This is a genomic window from Streptomyces sp. NRRL S-378 (genome assembly GCF_000720645.1).
Taxonomy (GTDB): Bacteria; Actinomycetota; Actinomycetes; order Streptomycetales; family Streptomycetaceae; genus Streptomyces.
In genome coordinates, this window is sequence record NZ_JOBX01000148.1 from 1 (window position 1) to 3,217 (window position 3,217).

3 protein-coding genes are annotated in these 3,217 nt (G+C 75.8%); 1 reads left to right on the forward strand and 2 read right to left on the reverse strand.

Going from position 1 to position 3,217, the window contains the following annotated elements; all coding sequences use genetic code 11:
• Window positions 1-186: 186 nt before the first annotated feature.
• Window positions 187-861 (reverse strand): pentapeptide repeat-containing protein, encoded by a 675-nt coding sequence (locus tag IH80_RS0138080; protein WP_078906977.1) that lies wholly within the window; start codon window positions 859-861, stop codon window positions 187-189.
• A gap of 106 nt (window positions 862-967) precedes the next feature.
• Here IH80_RS0138080 and IH80_RS0138085 point away from each other — a divergent pair, with 106 nt between their 5' ends.
• The gene (locus IH80_RS0138085; RefSeq protein ID WP_030966489.1) at window positions 968-1,960 is read left to right on the forward strand and encodes a zinc-binding dehydrogenase; all 993 of its coding nucleotides are present in this window, start codon (window positions 968-970) and stop codon (window positions 1,958-1,960) included.
• Here IH80_RS0138085 and IH80_RS0138090 read toward each other — a convergent pair.
• Window positions 1,957-2,430 carry a GNAT family N-acetyltransferase gene (locus tag IH80_RS0138090; protein WP_030966490.1) on the reverse strand — a complete coding sequence of 158 codons (474 nt, stop codon included), beginning with the start codon at window positions 2,428-2,430 and terminating at the stop codon, window positions 1,957-1,959. The two genes, IH80_RS0138085 and IH80_RS0138090, sit on opposite strands and share 4 nt — an antisense overlap.
• Window positions 2,431-3,217: the final 787 nt, after the last annotated feature.

The following is a 3,217-nucleotide window of genomic DNA, read 5'->3' on the forward strand; positions in this document are numbered from 1 at the left end:
CCGCCCGCCCGACCACCCCCGCACTCGGCCATTCGCCACACTCCCGCCGGCAGCGATCAGCCCCGCCGGCCCGCCCCAGCCCCACCGGCGCTGGAGGGACCGGGGGCAGCGCCCCCGCGACGGCGCCGCACCCGAACCACGGCACGGCCCCGCGACGGCGCCGCACCCGCGCCACCCACGGCCCCGCTACGCAAGCACCCGCACCCCCAGCTGGGAAGCCAGCGCCGGGGCCAGATCGAACAGCTGCGCCGGGCTGATCACCGCCCCGGCCAGCGCGTCCACCCCCCGCGCGATCTCCAGCACGGCGGCCTCCCGCAGGTCCACGTCCGCCATCCGCACCCCCGAGAAGTCCACCCCACGGAGCGCGCAGTCCCGGAACTCCACCCGCTCCAGCACCGCACCCCCGAAGTCCGCTTCCACCAGCACGCACCCCTCGAACACCACGTCCCGCAGCCGCGCCTTCCGCAGGTTCAGGTAATCGATCTTGCCGCCCCGGACCACCACCCGCTCCAGCCCCGCCCCGTGCAGCTGCACCCCGCCCAGGCGGGCGTCCACCAGCTCCACGTCCCGCAGCGACGCCCCCGACAGGTCGGTCCCCACCCCGCGGACCCCCTCCAGCACCGAATCCAGGATCCGCGCCTTCGCCAGCCCCGCCTCGTCCAGCGCACAGCGCCGCACCGCGCAGTCCATGAACCGGGCACCCACCCCCTCCTGGCCCGCCAGGTCCAGGTCCGCGAACTCCAGCCCGTCGTAGTCCCCGTCCGCCTCCAGCTCCCGCCCTTCCCAGGGCGCCAGGTCCGGCAGCCTGAGCTCCGGCCTGCGCGCCGCCTTCACCGACTGCTGCCGCCCGTTTCGCACCATGCCCCCATCGTGGCCGACGGCACCGACAACGGCCCGGTCCGGCCCTTGACCTCAACCGAACTCGAGGTCACAGGCTGACCCCATGCCCACCGACCCGCACGCCACCATGAACGCCGTCCGCCTCCACGCCTTCGGCCCCGCCGAGAACCTCACCTACGAACGCACGGACCGCCCCGTACCCGCCCCCGGCCAGGTCCGCATCGCCGTCGCAGCCGCCGGCGTCCACCTCCTCGACACCTCGCTCCGCCAGGGCATCCAGGGCCCGCCCGCTCCGCTCCCCGACCTCCCCACCGTCCCCGGCCGCGAGGTCGCCGGCACCGTCGACGCCCTCGGCCCCGGCACCGACCCCGCCTGGCTCGGCCGCCACGTCGTCGTCCACCTCGGCTTCGCCCCCGGCGGATACGCCGAGTACGCCGTCGCCGACGCCACCCGCCTGCACCCCGTACCCGAGGGCCTCGACGCCGCCCAGGCCGTCGCCATGATCGGCACCGGCCGCACCACCCTCGGGATCCTCCAGTTCGCCGACCTCGGACCCGGCTCCGTCGCCCTCGTCACCGCCGCCGCGGGCGGCATCGGCACCCTGCTCGTCCAGTACGCGAAGAACGCCGGCGCCACCGTCGTCGCCCTCGCCGGCGGAGCCGCCAAGACCGCCCTGGCCACCGCGAACGGCGCCGACCTCGCCCTCGACCACACCGACCCCACCTGGCCCGAAGCCGTCCGCGCCCACCACCCCGGCGGCGCCACCGTCCTCTTCGACTCCGTGGGCGGCGACATCGCCCGCACCGCCCTCGCTCTGCTCGCCCCCGGCGCACAGCACCTCGTCTTCGGCTGGTCCGGCGGCCCCCTCGACCTGACCGACACCGAACGCGCCGCCCTCACCGCCCGCGGCATCACCACCCAGGGCGTACTCGGCCCCGTCATGCTCCGGCGCGCCGGCGGCGACGACCCCCTGCGCCTCCTGGAGACCCGCGCCCTCGCCGAAGCCGCCACCGGCCGACTGCGCCCGGCCCTGACCCGCTACCCGCTCGCCGAGGCCGCCGCCGCCCACCACGCCCTGGAAACCCGCGCCACCACCGGCAAGGTCGTACTCGAACCCTAGGGGGTCCCGAGCTCCGCCAGCGCCCCGTCCGTCAGCCGGTACACCGACCACTCCTCCTGCGGCCGGGCGCCCAGGGACTCGTAGAAGGCGATCGTCGGCGCGTTCCAGTTCAGGACCGACCACTCCAGCCGCTCGTAACCGCGCTCGACGCACGTACGCGCCAACTCCCGCAACAGCGCCTTGCCATGACCACCACCCCGCACGCCCGGACGTACGTACAGGTCCTCCAGATAGATCCCGTGCACCCCGCGCCACGTCGAGAAGGAGAGGAACCACACCGCGAACCCGACGACCTCCCCGCCCTCCCCCTCCGCGACGTGCGCGAACACCGCCGGCTGCTCCCCGAACAGCGCCTCCCGCAACTGCTCCTCGGTGGCGCGCGCCTCGTGCGGCACCCTCTCGTACTCCGCGAGCTCGCGGATCATCTCGCAGACGACAGGAACATCGGTGACTTCAGCCCTACGGATCATCCCCGCAGCCTAGGCGCCCCCAGCAGCACGTCCGCCACCGCCAACTGCTCCTCGTCCAGCCGCTCTTCCTGCTCTGGGGTGCTCGGCGGTGCCCCCTGCGGGGGGTGCTCGGTGGTGCGCTGTGCCGGAGTGCGGCGGGGCGGGGTGGGGCGGTGCGGTGCCCCTGCGGGGATGCTCGGCGGTGCACTGTGCCGGAGTGCGGCGGGGCGGGGGTGTGCAGGGTGGGGCGGTGCGGTGCCCCTGCGGGGATGCTCGGCGGTGCGCTGTGCCGGAGTGCGGCGGGGCGGGGGTGTGCAGGGTGGGGCGGTGCCCCGCACGAGGATCTCCTCGGCTCGGCGCGTGCTGCCCTGTCTCGGCAAGACGGCCCTGGTCGCGCGCTCGTCCTGCGGGGACCCTCCTGCGTGTCCCCACCCCACGGCAGCGCTCCGGCAACCCGCCCACGGCCGAGCCCCTCCTGCCTGGCTCAACCCCACGTGACGCTCGGCAACCCGCCCACGGCCGAGCCCCTCCTGCCTGCCCAACCCCACGTGGCGCTCCGGCAGCCCGCCCACGGCCGAGCCCCTCTGCCTGCCCCAACCCCACGGGGCGCTCCGGCAGCGTGCCCACGGCCGAGCCCCTCCTGCCTGGCTCAACCCCACGTGACGCTCGGCAACCCGCCCACGGCCGAGCCCCTCCTGGCTGCCCCAACCCCACGGGGCGCTCCGGCAACCCGCCCACGGCCGAGGGGAGTGGGGACGGTCCGGGGTGTCCCCGCAGGACGAGCGCGCGACCCGGGCCGCCTGGCCGG

Excerpts from the sequence above, each read along its gene's own strand:
- IH80_RS0138080 (WP_078906977.1), bottom strand. The coding sequence starts at position 861 with ATGGTGCGAAACGGGCGGCAGCAGTCGGTGAAGGCGGCGCGCAGGCCG.
- IH80_RS0138085 (WP_030966489.1), top strand. The coding sequence starts at position 968 with ATGAACGCCGTCCGCCTCCACGCCTTCGGCCCCGCCGAGAACCTCACC.
- IH80_RS0138090 (WP_030966490.1), bottom strand. The coding sequence starts at position 2,430 with ATGATCCGTAGGGCTGAAGTCACCGATGTTCCTGTCGTCTGCGAGATG.